The sequence below is a fragment of the Actinoplanes couchii genome, assembly GCF_016862075.1.
GTDB classification, from domain to species: Bacteria; Actinomycetota; Actinomycetes; order Mycobacteriales; family Micromonosporaceae; genus Actinoplanes; species Actinoplanes couchii.
Map to the genome: position 1 here is coordinate 17,377 of NZ_BOMG01000009.1, position 14,450 is coordinate 31,826.

At 70.5% G+C, this 14,450-nt stretch carries 12 protein-coding genes and 1 pseudogene; 9 read left to right on the forward strand and 4 right to left on the reverse strand.

Annotated elements, in window-relative coordinates:
- Positions 1–41 precede the first annotated feature (41 nt).
- Positions 42–1,994, forward strand: a pseudogene (locus Aco03nite_RS02620) (ATP-dependent Clp protease ATP-binding subunit); the annotation flags it as partial.
- A gap of 44 nt (positions 1,995–2,038) precedes the next feature.
- On the opposite strand, the gene Aco03nite_RS02625 reads toward Aco03nite_RS02620, so the two are convergent.
- Both Aco03nite_RS02625 and Aco03nite_RS02630 read right to left on the reverse strand, forming a co-directional pair.
- On the reverse strand, positions 2,039–3,004 hold the full coding sequence (locus Aco03nite_RS02625; protein ID WP_203792945.1) for a LysR family transcriptional regulator: 966 nt from the start codon (positions 3,002–3,004) through the stop codon (positions 2,039–2,041).
- A 125-nt stretch (positions 3,005–3,129) separates the two neighbouring features.
- Positions 3,130–3,711, reverse strand: a complete 582-nt coding sequence (locus Aco03nite_RS02630; protein ID WP_239144855.1) for a hemerythrin domain-containing protein — start codon at positions 3,709–3,711, stop codon at positions 3,130–3,132.
- Positions 3,712–3,823: 112 nt separating this feature from the next.
- Between Aco03nite_RS02630 and Aco03nite_RS02635 the strand changes: the two genes are divergently transcribed.
- Positions 3,824–5,131, forward strand: coding sequence for a M20/M25/M40 family metallo-hydrolase (locus Aco03nite_RS02635; protein WP_203792946.1), 1,308 nt, complete (start codon positions 3,824–3,826; stop codon positions 5,129–5,131).
- A 23-nt stretch (positions 5,132–5,154) separates the two neighbouring features.
- The gene (locus tag Aco03nite_RS02640; RefSeq protein ID WP_203792947.1) at positions 5,155–5,838 is read left to right on the forward strand and encodes a hypothetical protein; all 684 of its coding nucleotides are present in this window, start codon (positions 5,155–5,157) and stop codon (positions 5,836–5,838) included.
- Between the two features lie 8 nt (positions 5,839–5,846).
- Here the strand turns inward: Aco03nite_RS02640 and Aco03nite_RS02645 are convergent, their stop codons facing one another.
- Together Aco03nite_RS02645 and Aco03nite_RS02650 are read right to left on the reverse strand one after the other, a co-directional pair.
- On the reverse strand, positions 5,847–6,038 hold the full coding sequence (locus tag Aco03nite_RS02645; RefSeq protein WP_203792948.1) for a DUF5703 family protein: 192 nt from the start codon (positions 6,036–6,038) through the stop codon (positions 5,847–5,849).
- A gap of 170 nt (positions 6,039–6,208) precedes the next feature.
- On the reverse strand, positions 6,209–7,198 hold the full coding sequence (locus tag Aco03nite_RS02650; protein ID WP_203792949.1) for an aldo/keto reductase: 990 nt from the start codon (positions 7,196–7,198) through the stop codon (positions 6,209–6,211).
- 124 nt (positions 7,199–7,322) lie between these two features.
- On the opposite strand from Aco03nite_RS02650, the gene Aco03nite_RS02655 reads away from it, so the two are divergent.
- The 6 genes from Aco03nite_RS02655 (at position 7,323) to Aco03nite_RS02680 (ending at position 13,532) form a co-directional block, all read left to right on the forward strand.
- Positions 7,323–8,375 carry an LLM class F420-dependent oxidoreductase gene (locus Aco03nite_RS02655; protein ID WP_203792950.1) on the forward strand — a complete coding sequence of 351 codons (1,053 nt, stop codon included), beginning with the start codon at positions 7,323–7,325 and terminating at the stop codon, positions 8,373–8,375.
- Complete coding sequence (locus Aco03nite_RS02660; protein WP_203792951.1) at positions 8,375–9,055, forward strand: histidine phosphatase family protein; 681 nt, start codon at positions 8,375–8,377, stop codon at positions 9,053–9,055. The genes Aco03nite_RS02655 and Aco03nite_RS02660 overlap by 1 nt, the downstream gene beginning before the upstream one ends.
- 109 nt (positions 9,056–9,164) lie before the next feature.
- Positions 9,165–9,764, forward strand: coding sequence for a DUF3090 domain-containing protein (locus Aco03nite_RS02665; protein ID WP_203792952.1), 600 nt, complete (start codon positions 9,165–9,167; stop codon positions 9,762–9,764).
- Positions 9,761–10,576: an SCO1664 family protein gene (locus Aco03nite_RS02670; RefSeq protein ID WP_203792953.1), complete on the forward strand. Its 816-nt coding sequence runs from the start codon at positions 9,761–9,763 to the stop codon at positions 10,574–10,576. The genes Aco03nite_RS02665 and Aco03nite_RS02670 overlap by 4 nt, the downstream gene beginning before the upstream one ends.
- Before the next feature lie 54 nt (positions 10,577–10,630).
- The gene (mshC, locus tag Aco03nite_RS02675) at positions 10,631–11,875 is read left to right on the forward strand and encodes a cysteine--1-D-myo-inosityl 2-amino-2-deoxy-alpha-D-glucopyranoside ligase (protein WP_203792954.1); all 1,245 of its coding nucleotides are present in this window, start codon (positions 10,631–10,633) and stop codon (positions 11,873–11,875) included.
- Between the two features lie 1,237 nt (positions 11,876–13,112).
- Positions 13,113–13,532, forward strand: coding sequence for a hypothetical protein (locus tag Aco03nite_RS02680; RefSeq protein ID WP_203792955.1), 420 nt, complete (start codon positions 13,113–13,115; stop codon positions 13,530–13,532).
- The last annotated feature ends 918 nt before the right edge of the window (positions 13,533–14,450 follow it).

Here is a 14,450-nt window from a genome sequence, read left to right on the forward strand (position 1 = left end):
AACCGAACGTCGGTGGTCAGCAGCCGCATCAGGGTGCGCCGACCCCGACGCTGGAGCAGTTCGGGGTGGACCTGACCGAGGCGGCCCGTCGTGGCGAGATCGATCCGGTGATCGGGCGGGCCGACGAGATCGAGCAGGCCGTGGAGATCCTGTCCCGGCGTACGAAGAACAACCCGGTGTTGATCGGCGAAGCCGGCGTGGGCAAGACCGCCGTGGTGGAGGGCCTGGCCCAGCGGATCGTCGACGGCGAGGTGCCGTTGACGCTGCAGGACAAGCGGGTGATCCAGCTGGACCTGGCCGGGCTGGTCGCGGGCACGAAGTACCGCGGTGACTTCGAGGAGCGCCTGAAGAAGGTGATCGAGGAGATCCAGGCGTCCGGGGACGGGCTGATCGTCTTCCTCGACGAGATCCACACACTGGTCGGTGCGGGTGGCGGCGGTGAGGGCGGCGGCATGGACGCCGGCAATATGCTCAAGCCAGCGCTGGCCCGCGGCCGGCTGCGGGTGATCGGCGCGACCACCCTGGACGAGTACCGCAAGCACATCGAGAAGGACGCGGCCCTGGCCCGCCGGTTCCAGCCGGTGGTGATCGGTGAGCCGAGCGTCGAGGACACGGTGGCGATCCTGCGGGGGCTGAGGGACAACTACGAGGCCCATCATCAGGTACGCATCACCGACGGCGCCCTGGACGCGGCGGCCGAGCTGTCCGACAGGTACATCACCGACCGTTTCCTGCCGGACAAGGCGATCGACCTGATCGACCAGGCCGGCGCCCGGGTCCGGCTGCGCACCAAGACCCCGGACGCGGACCGGCGCGAGTCGGAGCGCCGTCTGGAGCAGCTGTCCCGGGACCGGGACCAGGCGGTCGCCGCCGAGCACTACGAGCAGGCGTCCGAGCTGCGGGACCAGATCAACGCGCTGCGGGCCGAGCTCGCCGGTGGTGGCCGGGGCGGTGCCGGGGTGCCGCAGGTGACCGAGGAGGAGATCGCCGAGGTGGTCTCCCGGGCCACCGGGATCCCGGTGGCCCAGCTCACCGAGGCCGAGCGGGACCGGCTGCTGCGCCTGGAGGAGCACCTGCACGCGCACGTGGTCGGGCAGCAGGACGCGGTCGAGGCGGTCGCCGAGGCGGTGCGCCGGTCGCGGGCCGGGCTGGGTGATCCGGATCGGCCGGTCGGCAGTTTCCTGTTCCTGGGCCCGACCGGGGTCGGCAAGACCGAGCTGGCGCGGTCGCTGGCCGAGGCGCTGTTCGGCGAGCCGGACCGGATGATCCGTCTGGACATGAGCGAGTTCCAGGAGCGGCACACGGTGTCGCGGCTGGTCGGGGCGCCGCCCGGATATGTCGGTTACGACGAGGCGGGGCAGCTCACCGAGGCGGTGCGGCGGCGGCCGTACAGCGTGGTCCTGCTCGACGAGATCGAGAAGGCCCACCCGGACGTCTTCAACATGCTGTTGCAGGTGCTCGACGACGGGCGGCTCACCGACAGCCAGGGCCGGACCGTCAGCTTCAAGAACACCGTCCTGATCATGACCAGCAACCTGGGGTCGGATCTGATCAACGGGACCACCCGCAGTGTCGGGTTCGGCGCGGCCGGTGGTTCCTCGCCGGACGAGGAGCTGCGGGACCGGCTGGACAAGCGGCTCAAGGAGCAGCTGCGGCCGGAGTTCATCAACCGGATCGACGAGATCATCATCTTCCGGCAGCTGGAGAGCGACCAGCTGCACCGGATCACCGAGATGATGCTGGAGGAGACCCGGCGGCGCCTGAAGGCTCAGGACGTCGAGCTGGAGGTCGCCCCGGCGGCGGTGGACTGGCTGTCCGAGCGGGGCTTCCAGCCGGAGTTCGGGGCCCGGCCGCTGCGCCGGACCATCCAGCGGGAACTGGACAACCGGCTGTCGAAGATGCTGCTCGCGGCGGATCTGGCGCCGGGCCGGACGGTCCGGGTCGACGCCCGTGACGGCGAGCTGGTCTTCGACGTGGCGATGTCGTCGGTCTGACCCGTCCCGGGGAGGGCGCTGTGCGGTGCCCTCCCCGGGACGGGTCAGGCTGCGGCCAGGTGCTGCGGCTGGGAGCGGATCCACTCGGTGTAGGCCTCGTTGCGCGCCAGGATCTCGGCGTACGCCTCCTGCGCGTGGTCCATCAGCTTGGGCGCGCTGCGGGCGGCCGGCGAGTCCGGGTGCCAGCCCAGCACCAGCCGCCAGCGCAGCGGGGCGCCGCGCAACGGGCGGCTGACCAGCCCGGCCGGTGGCCGGAACGTCGGCTGGCAGAGGCCGATGGCCAGGCCCAGTTCGACCATGTCGACACAGTTGCGCACGTCCGACTCCAGCACCCGGCGCGGGGCGAAACCGGCGCGGGCGCAGGCCGCGGCGAAGCAGTCGGCGAAGCAGCCGTCACCGGCGCCGGCCACCCACGCCTCGTCGGCCATCTCGGCGAGGTCCACCTCGATGTTCTTCGCCTGTGGGTGGTCCTCCTTCATCAGCACGCAGACCGCGTCCACGCCGATGGTCTCCCAGACCAGGCCGTACTCCGCCGATGGCAGCGCGTCGCCGCAGACACCGACCTGGGCGTAGTCGAGCTTGCCGGCCAGCACCATCGCGGACACTTCGGAGATGTAGTACGAGGCGTGCGTGGAGATCTGCGCCTCCGGCTGGGCCTCCGACAGCCGGTGCACCAGGTGGGCGACGACGGGACCGCCGACCGCGCCGATCCGGTACCTGCTCATCGTGTCGTGTCCACCACCGGCGGCGAGCCGGGCGGCTTCGTCCTGCAGACCCTTCATCGCGGGCAGCAGCACTCTGGCGCGGGAGAGCACCAGTTCTCCCAGCGCCGTCGGGCGGGCGCCCCGGCGGTCGCGGTCGAACAGCGGGCCACCCAGCGTGCGCTCGATCCGCTGGAGTTGTGCGGTGAGCGCAGGCTGGGCAAGGCCGAGTTGTGACGCGGCCTTGGTCACGCTGCCGGTCTCCGCGATGGCGCAGACCACCTTCAGATGCCGCAGCTCGAGGTTCATAGCGTGACGTTAGGACTAGAAAGGGATCGAACGCTAGTCCACGAAGCATGGAATGATCGGCATCTTGTGACAAACGTATGAACGAACAGGACGTACGTTACTTGCCGGTAGTATGCCGCATTTGACTACAGATCTCGCATGTAGGTCTTGCGCGCGCTGACCGCGTCCCGCACCTTGTCGAGCACCCCGACCAGCGGATCGACGACCTTGTTCCACGGCGGCCGGGCCGGTGTCGACGGGTGCGGACGGGTCGGGGCGGCCTCCTCGGCAGTCTCGAACCGATTCCCGAGCCGGATCAGATCCTCGGCCGACGCGGTCCGCTCCAGCAGAGGCAACAGCTCCTCGGCGTCGGCCGCCACGTGCCGGCGGATCGACTCGGTGATCTTCGTCGCCTCCCCGCCGCGCTCCAGCCGGGTCAGCGACGTCAGCAGCTCGTGGTCCTCGGCCAGCTCCCGGTCGGCGATCCGGTCGCCGTCCGGCACCACGATCCGGATCGCGGGATAGAGGTACTGCTCCTCCGCACACAGGTGCCGGGAGAGCGTGGCCACCAGAACCGAGGCCACCTTCCGGTTCGCCGGCTCGGCGGTCAGCCGGTCGGCCAGGGCGATGATCTCCCGGTGCTGTTCGGCGATCACGTCGACGATGCTGCGACCCGAGGTCTCGCCGCCGACCGGCGGCAGCGGGGGAAGATTCACGTCAGAAGACACGGCGGTGCGGGTACCCGTCGTTGCGCCACCCGCAAACCCCCGGACGGAGGTCTCGCCCACCTGCTGAAGAAAGGACTAAAGCCTTTTTACAACTTGCTGGTAAGAAGGGCGAATGACGCTCACCGCCGAGAACGAGGTCGTGGATCTGTGCCGCGACCTGCTCCGCATCGACACCACCAACACCGGCGACCCGTTGACGACCGTGGGCGAACGCGCCGCCGCCGAGTACGTCGCGGAGAAACTCGGTGAGTCCGGCATCGAGTCGCGACTGCTCGAATCGGCGCCCGGCCGGGCCAACCTGATCGCCCGGATCCCCGGCGCCGACCGCGGCCGGGGCGCGCTGCTCGTGCACGGCCACCTCGACGTGGTCCCGGCCGACGCCAGCGAGTGGTCGGTGCACCCGTTCGCCGGTGAGATCAAGGACGGCTACCTGTGGGGCCGCGGCGCCGTCGACATGAAGGACTTCGACGCGATGGTGCTGGCCACCGTCCGGGAGTGGCAGCGGATCGGCTACACCCCGCCGCGCGACATCGTGCTCGCCTACACCGCCGACGAAGAGGCGGGCATGGAGTACGGGTCGCAGTGGCTCGTGCAGAACCATGCCGATCTCTTCGAGGGGTGCACGGAGGCGATCGGCGAGGTCGGTGGTTACTCGTACACGGTGAACGACGATCTTCGCCTCTATCTCGTCCAGACCGCGGAGAAGGGCCTCGACTGGCTGCGGCTGCACGCCACCGGGCGCCCCGGCCACGGCTCGTTCATCCACGACGACAACGCCGTCACCAACCTGGCCGAGGCGGTCGCCGCGGTCGGCCGGCACCGCTTCCCGACCGTGGTCACCCCCACCGTGCGGGCCTTCCTCGAGCAGGTCAGCGACGCCCTGGAGATCGAACTGGACCCGGACAACCCGGAGCTGGCGGTCGCCAAGCTGGGCCCGATCGCCAACCTGATCGGCGCCACCCTACGCAACACCGCGAACCCGACCCGGCTCGCCGCGGGCTACAAGGACAACGTCATCCCCGGCAAGGCGTCGGCCACCATCGACTGCCGGACCCTGCCCGGACACGCCGACGCGTTCCTGCGGGAGCTGCGCGACGTGATCGGCCCGGACATCGAGATCGAGCACGTGCACCAGCAGCCGGCCGTGGAGACCGCCTTCGAGGGCGACCTGGTCGACGCGATGGGCGCGGCGCTGCGGGCCGAGGACCCGGGGGCACGCACGGTTCCGTACCTGATGTCCGGCGGCACCGACGCCAAGGCCTTCGCCACCCTCGGCATCCGCTGCTTCGGTTTCGCGCCGCTGCGACTGCCCCCGGACCTCAACTTCAGTGCGCTGTTCCACGGCATCGACGAGCGAGTTCCGGTGGAGGGACTAAAGTTCGGCGTGCGCGTGCTCGACCGTTTGCTCCGAAACAGCTGAATTCTCGGAAGGACCCCCATCCCATGACCGACCAGAACGCCGAACTCGATGTCGCCCTGGACCGGGTGATCGAGGCGGCGCGGGCGCACCTCGCGGCCGTCAAGGCGGCTGCCGGCCGCATCGACGACGACGACGTCTGGCAGGCGTACGTCGACCTGAACAACGCCTCGTTCGCGTACGACGAGAAGCTGCTCGACGCTTTCGGCGAGGTCACGCCGTGGGACGTCGAGTCGATCGACCCCGACGAGGCGGACCGCCGCTTCGGCCAGGTCGCGGAGGACGGCGCCGGTGCCGGTGCCGACCCGTACGAGCAGGTCGTCTCGGTCCGGCAGCGCCGTGACTACCGGGTGCCCAGCGTCTCCGCCCTGCTGCGGGTCGCCGAGACCGCCCGCCGCAGCTCGGTCCCCGACGACGAGGACGCCGGCCCGGTCGAGTCGGTCGGCGAGGCCGTGCTCGAGCTGCTGCAGGCCGGTGACGGCTCGCTGGCATCGCTGGACGTGCCGGAGCTGGAGCCGCTCGACGGCCTGCTCACGGTGACCGAGGTCGCCGAGCCCCTCGACCTGGAGGCGTTCGACGACGCGGACGGGTCCGGCCCGTTCGCCCCCGTCGAGACCGACCTGCTGGTCGGCCGCCTCGACGAGCACCCGTTCATGCCCGACGAGGACGATCACGACCACGATCACGACCACGCCGGTCACCACCACTGACGGTGTGATCAGTAGCTGAGGCCCGGCTGCGGCGTAGTCTGCAGCCGGCGCCGCAGCATCACCTTGCGCGTCCCGTCGGCGAAGAGCTGCACCCGGGCCAGCTCCCACCCGGAGAACTCGGCCTGAATGGCGAGCTGCGCCGCGGCAGTCAGCCGATCAACATTCGAGGGCAACCGCAGCGGCGCGTATTCGTAGTCCATGAGATCTAATATGCGCCCGGCGCCGGTCGCGGGGCCACCCCCGGCTCACGGTGTGAACGGGGCCATCTCCCGGACCCACTGCACGCCCAGGCTGGGAGCGAGGAACAGCAGGACCGTGACCACGCGCCGCCACGGGACGCTGTCCAACGTGCGGTCGGCGGTGGGGTGGTTCAGGCCTCCGGGTAGTGGGAACCCTCGCGTTCCGGGTAGCCGACCTCGATCGCCGACACGTCCTCCAGCGCCATCGCTATCTCCATCGGCAGGGTCAGGTTCTCCGCGCGCAGTGAACCCTCCAACTGCCCGGCCGTGCGTGCGCCCAGCACCGCCGACGCCACGCCGGGGCGGTCGCGGATCCAGGCCAGGGCCACCTCCAGCGGGGCCACCCCCAGGCCGCCTGCTGCTATCACGACCGCCTCGACGATGCTGGAGCTGCGGGGTTCCAGGTAGGTGCGGGCGAACGCCCCCATGTGCTCGGACGCGGCGCGGGAGTCGACCGGGCGGCCGTTGCGGTACTTGCCGGTGAGGACGCCGCGGCCCAGCGGCGACCAGGCCAGCACTCCGAAGCCGAGGGCGGCGGCGGCCGGCAGTATCTCCCGTTCGATACCGCGTTCCAGCAGTGAGTACTCCATCTGGGCGGCCACGATCGGCGCCCGCCCGGGGTAGGCGGTCTGCCAGGTGGCGGCGCGGGCGGTCTGCCAGGCGGCGAAGTTGGAGACGCCGCCGTAGCGGACCCGGCCGCTGGCGACGGCCTGGTCGAGGGCGGCCAGGGTCTCCTCGAACGGGGTCTGCGCGTCGTACCCGTGGATCTGCCAGAGGTCGACGTAGTCGGTGCCGAGCCGCCGCAGCGAGGCGTCCAGGGAGCGCAGCAGGTTGCCGCGGGAGGCGTCGCGGGGACGGTACCGGTGCGGGGTCAGCCCGGCCTTGGTGGCGATCACCACTTCGTCGCGGGGGATCAGGTGGTCGAGCAGGGAGCCGATCACGGCTTCGGCGTCGCCGTCGCCGTACACGTCGGCGGTGTCGATCAACGTACCGCCGGCCTCCAGAAAGATCTTCAGCTGGTCGGCCGCGTCGTCCGGATCGGTGTCCCGGCCCCAGGTCATGGTGCCGAGAGCGAGCCGGGAGACCGCCAGCCCGCTGCGGCCGAGCGGTCGCTGATGCATGAGTGAACCTTATTCATACCGCCTGCTCAGCGAAATGCCGTTGCGTCGACCGGGTCGGTCGGTTACCGGACGGAAACACCTCAGTAGGCTTGCCCGCGGACATTCCATGATCTCGGGAGGGTCAGTGCGGCTCGGACTCAGCCTCGGCTATCAGACGGCGTGGAGCACACCCGCCGACCACCTCGCCATGGCGCGGGAGGCGGACCGGCTCGGTTACTCGGTGGTGTGGGCGGCCGAGGCGTACGGCTCGGACACGGTCAGCATGCTCGCCTGGATCGCCGGGCAGACCGAGCGGATCGACCTGGGCGCGGCGGTGATGCAGATCCCGGCGCGGACCCCGGCGATGACGGCGATGACCGCCGCCACCCTGGACACGCTCTCCGGCAAGCGGTTCCGGCTGGGCCTCGGCGTGTCGGGACCCCAGGTCAGCGAGGGGTGGCACGGTGTGCGGTTCGCCAGACCACTTTCTCGTACGAGGGAGTACGTCGACGTCGTCAAGCTGGCGCTGTCCCGGCAGCCGGTGGCGTACCAGGGCGAACATCACGTCCTGCCGTTGCCCGGTGGCGCCGGCAAACCGCTGAAGCTGGGCTTCCGGCCCGTACGTACCGAAATCCCGGTCTATCTCGCCGCCGTGGGGCCGAAGAACCTGGAGCTGGCCGGCGAGATCGCGGACGGCTGGCTGGGGATCTTCGTCGCGCCGGACGCGGCCGCCGACCAGTTGCGGCACATCGAGACCGGCCGGGCGAAGCGGGGACTGGGTCTGGACGGATTCGACGTGGTCGCCTCGGTGCCGGTGGTGCTCGGCGACGACCTGGACGCGTGTGCCGACGTGGTCCGCCCCTACGCCGCGCTCTACGTCGGTGGCATGGGCAGCCGGGAGCAGAACTTCTACAACGGCATCGCCGTGCGGATGGGCTATCCGGAGGAGGCCAAACTGGTCCAGGACCTCTACCTGTCGAAGCAGCCCCGCGAGGCCGCCGCCGCGGTGCCGAGGGACTTCATCGAGAGAACCTCCTTGATCGGTACGCGGGATCGGGTGATCGAGCGGATCAGGGAGTACGCGGCGGCCGGGGTCGGAACCCTGTCGATCAGCCCGTACGTCGGTGATCTGGAGAGCGGCCTGGAGACCCTGCGGGTCGTCGCCGGGGCGTTCGCCGAGTCGGGTGTGGCGAGCTGATGGCCACCGTCCTGCTGATGCGCCACGGCCGTACCACCGCGAACGCCTCCGGCGGGCTCGCCGGCCGGCAGCCCGTCGAACTCGACGACACCGGCCGCGGCCAGGCCACCCGGGCCGGTGAACGACTGCGTGCCCTGCCGCTGGCGGCGGTGGTCAGCAGCCCGCTGATCCGCTGCCGGCAGACCCTGGACCTGGCGCTGCCCGGTGTCGAACCGGCCCTGGAGGACGGGCTGATCGAGTGCGGGTACGGAGACTGGGAGGGCCGCCCGCTCAAGGAGCTGGCGAAGGAGCCGCTCTGGCCGGTCGTCCAGCAGCACCCGAGCGCCGCGGTCTTCCCGAACGGCGAGGCGATGGCCGACATGTCGGCGCGCGCGGTCGCCGCGGTCCGGGCGTGGGACACCAGGGTCACGGCCGAGCACGGGGACGGCGCGGTCTGGCTGGCCTGCAGCCACGGCGATGTGATCAAGGCCATCGTGGCCGACGCGCTCGGCCTGCACCTGGACCAGTTCCAGCGGATCGTGGCCGACCCGGCATCGATCACGGTGATCCGGTACACCCCGACCCGGCCGTTCGTGGTCAGGGTGAACGAGACGGGTGAACTGGGCTCGCTCGTGCCCCCGAAGTCCGAGGCCCAGCAGGGTGACGCGGCGGTCGGCGGCGGTGCCGGGGGTGGGGTCTGACGACGCTGTGTGATCGCCCGATCGCCGCAGCGTACAGCCCGTTGCGCCCTCGGCGAACCGGCCACGGTGACCCGCGCGGATATCCCCGCGGGTGGCTAGGGTTGGTGCCATGACCCACCAAGTGCATGCCTTCGAGCCGCCGGAGCGGTTCGTCGCCGGGACGGTGGGCGAGCCGGGCGACCGCACTTTCTTCCTCCAGGCGCGCGGCGGCGGCCGGGTGATCAGCGTCGCGCTGGAGAAGGTCCAGGTGTCGCTGCTCGCCGAGAAACTCGAGGAGCTGCTCCTCGAGGCCAACAAGCGCTTCGGGGTCTCGCTGCCGGACGTGCCGCTGGCGATCACGCACGACAACGAGCCGCTCGACACGCCCGTCGACGAGGAGTTCCGGGTCGGCACCCTGGGCCTGGCCTTCGACGTCGACACCGGCACCGTCGTGATCGAGGCGATCGAGGCCGGCGAGCCCGACGCCACGCTGGACGACCCGTCGCTGGAGGACGCCGCCCTCGTCGAGGACGACGACGAGGATGACGACGACGAGCCCGACGAGGATCTCGACCGGCTCCGGGTGCGGCTCACCCCCGACGCGACCCGCGCCTTCATCGACCGGGCCCGCCGCGTGGTGGCGGCCGGGCGGCCCCCGTGCCCGCTCTGCGGCCAGCCGCTCGACCCGGCCGGTCACCTCTGCCCCCGGCACAACGGCTACCACCGGTGACCGCGGAGCAGACGTCCGTGCTCGCCGAGGCCGATGCGCTCGCGCTGCTCGAACGGGGCGAGATCGAGATCGAGGGGCGTCTCGTCGATGCCTCGAACACCACCCTGCGCGCCGAGATCAGCCTGGACGGGCTGACTCGGCGCTGCGTCTACAAGCCGGTCCGCGGCGAGCGGCCGCTGTGGGACTTCCCGGACGGCACCCTCGCCGGGCGGGAGGTCTCGGCCTATCTGGTGTCCCGGGCCACCGGGTGGGACCTGGTGCCGCCCACCATCCTGCGCGACGGGCCGCTCGGGCCGGGCGCGCTGCAGCTCTGGATCGACGAGCCCGCCGAGGTGCCGGCGCTGATCGGTTTCGTCCCGGCCTACGACGTGCCGGACGGCTGGTTCCCGGTGGCGTCGGCCCGTGACGAGGACGGGGACGCCTACGCCCTGGCCCACGCCGACGATGAGCGCCTGGCCCGGCTCGCGGTTTTCGACGCGGTGATCAACAACGCCGATCGTAAGGGTGGGCACGTGCTCTATCCCGGCACCGGTGGGGTGCACGGGGTCGATCACGGGGTGAGTTTCCACGTGGAGAACAAGCTTCGGTCGGTTCTCTGGGGCTGGGCCGGTTCTCCGCTCTTTGAGAGCGCGGCGCCGATCTTGGAGTCGGTATTGTCGGATTTATCCGGGCCGTTGGGGGCTTCCCTGGAAGACCATCTGACCGTCACCGAGGTGCAGCACGTCTCCCTGCGGGTGAAACGGCTGCTGCGTTCCGGCCGGTTCCCGCAGCCGCCGACCGACTGGCCCGCTATTCCCTGGCCGCCGATCTAGAGGTTTAGCTCACGCTCCGCCGACTCTCCCGGGACGGCTGGTTAGGCTCCCAGCATGGATGCATGGACCGGTCACGACGTTCCCACCCTGCCGGACTCGCCGGGGCGGTCCCCGCTGGGCCTCTACGACACCGCGCGTGCGTCGGTGCAGCCCAGCGCCCCGTCCGGGGTCGCCTCGATGTACGTCTGCGGCATCACGCCGTATGACGCGACCCACCTCGGCCACGCCGCCACGATGATCACTTTCGACCTGGTGAACCGGATGTGGCGCGACACCGGCCTGGAGGTGCGCTACGTCCAGAACGTGACCGACATCGACGACCCGCTGCTGGAGCGGGCCGAGCGCGACGGCGAGGACTGGATCGTCCTGGCGATGCGGGAGACCGCCCTGTTCCGGGAGGACATGGAGGCGCTGCGGATGATCCCGCCGGCCCACTACGTCGGCGCCGTCGAGTCCATCCCGTCGATCGTCGAGCACGTGTCGTCCCTGCTCGCCTCCGGCGCGGCCTACCGTTTGGACGACGGCACCGGCGACATCTACTTCGCGGTCTCGTCGGCCCCACGGTTCGGCTACGAGTCGCACCTGTCCCGTGCCGAGATGATCGACCTGTCGCGTGAGCGCGGCGGCGACCCCGACCGCCCCGGCAAGCGTGACCCGCTCGACCCGCTGCTGTGGCGCGGCGCCCGCGAGGGCGAGCCGGTGTGGGACGGCGGCGACCTCGGCCCCGGCCGTCCCGGCTGGCACATCGAGTGCGCGACCATCGCCCTGAACCTGCTCGGCGACACCATCGACGTGCAGGGCGGCGGCAGCGACCTGCTGTACCCGCACCACGAGTGTTCGGCAGCCCACGCCGAGGTCCTGACCGGCGCGGAGCCGTTCGCCGCCCACTACGTGCACGCCGGCATGATCGGCCTGGACGGCGAGAAGATGTCGAAGTCCCGAGGCAACCTGGTCTTCGTGTCCCGCCTGCGCGGCGACGGCGTAGACCCGATGGCGGTCCGCCTGGGCCTGCTGTCGTCCCACTACCGCAGCGACCGTGACTGGACCGACGACGTCCTGAAGGCGGGCCAGCAGCGCCTGTCCCGCTGGCGGGAGGCCGCAGCGGCCCCGGCGGGCCCGTCCGGCGAGGGCTTGCTGTCGGCGGTCCGCGAGGCCCTTGCCACGGATTTGGACGCCCCCACGGCTTTGTCCTTGGTGGACGCATGGTCCGAGGCAGCCCTCACCGGCACCGGCGACGACACCGCGGCCCCCGCCCTGATGTCCCGCACCGTGGACGCCCTGCTGGGCGTCCGTCTGTAGTCCCGGTTCCGGACCCGCGCGGCCTCACCCACCGAAGCCGCGCGGCCCACCTCTCAACCCACCGTTCCCCCGGGCCCGGCCCTTCCTGATCTGGCCCTTCCCGCCTTATGTCGCCCGGCCCGCCTTGCTCCGCCCGGCCCGCCCTGGCCCGGCCCTGCCTCCGCCTCGCCCTGTCTGTCTTGGCCCTGTCTGCCCTGGCCCGGCCTTGACCCTGTCTGTTCTGGCCCGGCACTGCCTCGCCCTGTCTGTTCTGGCCCGGCACTGCCTCGCCCTGTCTGTCTTGGCCCGGCACCGCCTCGCCCTAGCCCGGCCTCGCCATGCCCCGCAGTGGGTCTCGTCCCGTACCAGCCCTCGCTGCTCCGCCACGCCCCTCGACCTCGGCCGTCGGTGCCGCCGGGCCGCACTGCACTCCTGAGCCCGGTCGTTCCCTGACGCCGCGCCACACCCCTCGGCCGTCGGTGCCGCCGCGCCGTACCGCACTCCTGAGCTCGGTCGTCCCTGACGCCGCGCCACATCGTCGGACGGCCGTTCGCATGGCAGCGCCGTTACCGTCGGTCCAGCCGTTCGCATAGCCGAGCTGCGCTCCCCTCAGCTGTTCGCATCGCCGCGCCGCACCTTTGAGACCAGCCGTTCGCATCGCCGTGCCGTGGCCCCAGCCGCCCGTGCAGCCGCCGCCGAACCGCACTCCTGAAGCCGCCATTCGTGTCGCTGCCTCATTGCCGCTGGTCGTCTGGGTCGCGGTGCCGATCCTGTGTCGGTGGCCATTGCCGCGCCCGTCGCCCGTCGCCCGTCGCGGGTTGCCGGTGTTGCTGTGCCGCTCCCGTGACTGGGGCCGTTCGGAACGCCGCGCCGTACTCCCGGCGCCGCTCGTCGGTGTCGTTGTGCCGCGCGTGGCCGCGGCCGTTCGGGGCGCCGCGCCCCGCATTTCCCGCGCGTGTCGCGCCACCCGCCGGCCCGGATCCGGCGGATCCTCCACCATCCAGCCGCGTTGCTCCTGCTCAGAGTCACCTGAATTGCAATTTCAATCGATTCGCCGTATGAGTTCCGAGATCATGAACCCGATTTGATCTCGTAAAGGGCTGGATTCACCCGCGACACCCTAACGCGGAGGCTAGCAATTCGCCTATTTTTTCCCGAAAAGGTGAATTGGGCCGTCCTGTGCCCTCAAATACCCATGAAATGCACCAGTTGCGGCCAGACTCTCTCCCAAGCATCCAACCGCTTGAAAGGAAGAATCATGCGTCGTACGGCCCTCTACCTTGGTGGCCTCATCCTGGCCACGAGCGCCGCGCTGGCGACGGCCGCTCCTGTCCAGGCCACTCCCGCCGAGTGCCGCGACATCGTGGGTTACGGCACCCGGATCATCCTGGTGACCGAACTCGAGATGGTCGACTGGGACGACCCGTACATCTACGGTGGCTACGCCTACCCCAGCTACGCCACCTACGACCGCTTCTACCGGCACCGTTCGTTCTACGGACACCGCCCGCAGTACGGCAACAACAGCTCGTACCGCGCGAGCAACTCGTACAACACCACCACGACCACCGACTCTTACAACACCACGACGACCACCTCTGGTTCGTACAACACCACCACGTACAACAGCAGCCTGGTCAGCGTGGGCGGCAACCCGCTTCTCTGCGGTCTCCTCTGACAGGAGTCCCGCCAGCTGAAAGCCCACAGCCGGTCCCGACCCGGACCACGCCCGTGACGTCTGAAGCCCGGGGTACTTCCAGTACCCCGGGCAGCAGTCTGCCCACCGAAAGCCGCCCACCCACCGAATACCACCCCGCCCACCTGCCCGGCCGCCGCCGGGTCACCCCGAGCGGGCCGAGTCACTGCACGCGGGCCGCACCTGTCCAGCCGCCGGCTCACCTGCTCGGCCGACCTGTCGGGCCACCCGCCAGCCGACCGCGAGATCACCCGCTAGGCCGACCGCGGGGCCACCCACCGTGCCGCCTGCCGGACCCCCGCCGAAATTGCCTGCCGGGCCACCCGTCGAGCTGACTGCCGGACCATCCGCCGTGCCGCCTGCCGGACCCCTGCCGAAATTGCCTGCCGGGCCACCTGTACACAGTTGACCGTGGTGCGCCCTCTCCCCACGTGGTGGGCGTGGCCTGCCGCCCACAGACGGCTCGGTTTCATTGCATTCTGTGTTCCCTGCCCGCTTGATCAGGAGAATGTCTCCGGAACGGCGCCAGGTCCACCGAATGAAGAGTGGCTCTCACGATCATCGCTGGTGAAACTGAATCAGCCCTTTCTGCTTTCCCGATCACCAATTCCATCGGTAAGTCCTGTCATTGCCGCCGACTTCCCGAAATGATCCACCCACCCTGAAATAGGAATCGGTCGACACACGTGATCTGGCCCAAAGCGGAGGTGGTCGGCCGGAACCCCGCCATTGCCGGTCAGCGACCCGAGAACGGCCCTGCTCCGGAGCACATCCGAGACCACCGATCAGCCGTCCCGGTGCGGAGCCCGACGAGCAACCAGCCAGCAGACGACCGGGCGCCGCCGTGACCGCCGAGGACGGTGACACGGTCCCCGCCGACTCCGCGAAGGCCGAGGCTGA

Coding starts and splice junctions, on each gene's coding strand:
- Aco03nite_RS02640 (WP_203792947.1), top strand. CDS start 5,155: ATGACCGACCAGAACGCCGAACTCGATGTCGCCCTGGACCGGGTGATC.
- Aco03nite_RS02650 (WP_203792949.1), bottom strand. CDS start 7,198: ATGCATCAGCGACCGCTCGGCCGCAGCGGGCTGGCGGTCTCCCGGCTC.
- Aco03nite_RS02625 (WP_203792945.1), bottom strand. CDS start 3,004: ATGAACCTCGAGCTGCGGCATCTGAAGGTGGTCTGCGCCATCGCGGAG.
- Aco03nite_RS02660 (WP_203792951.1), top strand. CDS start 8,375: ATGGCCACCGTCCTGCTGATGCGCCACGGCCGTACCACCGCGAACGCC.
- Aco03nite_RS02635 (WP_203792946.1), top strand. CDS start 3,824: ATGACGCTCACCGCCGAGAACGAGGTCGTGGATCTGTGCCGCGACCTG.
- Aco03nite_RS02665 (WP_203792952.1), top strand. CDS start 9,165: ATGACCCACCAAGTGCATGCCTTCGAGCCGCCGGAGCGGTTCGTCGCC.
- mshC (WP_203792954.1), top strand. CDS start 10,631: ATGGATGCATGGACCGGTCACGACGTTCCCACCCTGCCGGACTCGCCG.
- Aco03nite_RS02680 (WP_203792955.1), top strand. CDS start 13,113: ATGCGTCGTACGGCCCTCTACCTTGGTGGCCTCATCCTGGCCACGAGC.
- Aco03nite_RS02645 (WP_203792948.1), bottom strand. CDS start 6,038: ATGGACTACGAATACGCGCCGCTGCGGTTGCCCTCGAATGTTGATCGG.